The sequence below is a fragment of the Vibrio sp. 1401 genome, assembly GCF_033340295.1.
In genome coordinates, this window is the sequence record NZ_JAWOWF010000108.1 from 1 (window position 1) to 1642 (window position 1642).

At 46.0% G+C, this 1642-nt stretch carries 1 protein-coding gene; it reads right to left on the reverse strand.

What is annotated here, in order from left to right:
• Window positions 1–40 precede the first annotated feature (40 nt).
• Window positions 41–1575, reverse strand: a protein-coding gene (locus R7Z77_RS23895) for an IS3 family transposase (RefSeq protein WP_411913204.1) whose coding sequence is annotated in 2 segments (ribosomal slippage) — window positions 41–1122 and window positions 1122–1575 — 1536 coding nt in all. Because the reading frame shifts where the segments join, the coding sequence is not laid out codon by codon here.
• Window positions 1576–1642 lie beyond the last annotated feature (67 nt).

The following is a 1642-nucleotide window of genomic DNA, read 5'->3' on the forward strand; positions in this document are numbered from 1 at the left end:
CCGGCGTTTTTCAAGCTAGTTGTCACTACTTGATTAATTATCAAGCAGCTTCTTTTTCTGGGTTCAGGTGAACTTCTCCGATTGGTTCGCAGTTGCGTATTTTACCTGACCAACGTTCTGGTTTTGCTTGGCGATGTGCCATCAACACCTTAGCTCTTTTCTTTAAAATCTCTGTATCCTTTCCACTATGTCGCTCTGAAGGTGTCACGTAATTCAGCCGACTATGTTTATGCTCCGTGTTGTACCAGATTACGAAGCTTTCTACCCAAGAACGGCTTCGTTCAAGGCTTTCGAACCCTTTTGATGGCCAGCTCGGAACATATTTAAGCGTTCGGAACAGTGACTCTACATACGGATTGTCGTCGCTCACTCGAGGACGACTGTAAGATGAAGTAATGCCAAGCTCCTCCATTTTTGCCTTGAACGTCAACGACTTCATTGGCGCACCATTATCTGAGTGCAGCACCAATGCTTGATTGAAGCATTGCTCTCGCATCAGCGTGCGCTGAAGTAGTTGAGATGCCATCTCTCCGCACTCTCGGTCATAGACATCATACCCAACAACTTTTCGACTGTAGATGTCTTCAATGAGGTAAAGGTAATAATGTTGTCCACGAACACCTGAAGGTAGATACGTAATATCCCAAGTAAATACCTGATTTGGACCTGTCGCTGTGTAGCTTGTTGGTGTTGATGATTTTTTACGGCTACGTTGACGGCCTCTACGGTTAAGTTGTCCTGCCGCTTTTAATACGCGATAAAAGCTGGCTTCAGAGGCAATATACCGACCTTTATCCAGCAGTGTTGGCACTATTTGGCTTGGCGGCAAACTGGCATACTCGGGCGCATTACTAATATCAATAATATCTTGCCGCTCTTGCTCTGAGAGCTTATTAACAGGCTCAGGTCTTATCGACGTTGGTCGCTCATCAGCTTGTATCTTTCCGCGCTGATACCAGCGACGGTAAGTCCGTAAATCTATCTCAGCTTCATTGCACGCACGCTCTAAGCGACTGCCGCTCTGACATGCCTCATGGATAAGCGTAACGATATTTTGCCTTTCTTCGGTTGAGGTTAGTCGTCCTCTGGCTCTTCCCCGTAAAAGGCCCTCAGCTTTTTTCTTAGCACCAACAAGGCTGCCGTTTCCGCTAATGCTTTCTCTTTAAAGCGAAGCTCTTTTTTTAATTCTTTGATTTCATGCTTATCGGCTTTAGCTTGTTTCTTTGCCTCGGCTTCACGCTCCTTCGATGACATGAACCCCTGCATACATTCGCTGCGCCACTGCTGGACTTCTTCTGGGTACAACCCGTTTTCACGGCAGTACTGGCTTAATTCATTTTCTGTCATAGAAAACGTCGCAGCGACAATGGCTAACTTAGTTTGCGCGGACCAATGCTCTGAAGGAATATGACTGTTTGGCACAACGGCTCCTGATTCTCGAAGTTGTTTGCGCCAATAATACAGCGTCGCATCACTGATGCCTTCTTCTTTTGCTACTTCGGCTACAGAGCGAGAGTGCGGGGGTAACAACTTTTTCAATACAGCTTCTTTTCTTTCTTGTGAGTAACGAGACATATTTCCTCTGTCACCGCCCCTTTAATTGGTTATTTTTTAACAGTGACAACTAGCCTGACACAGGGGG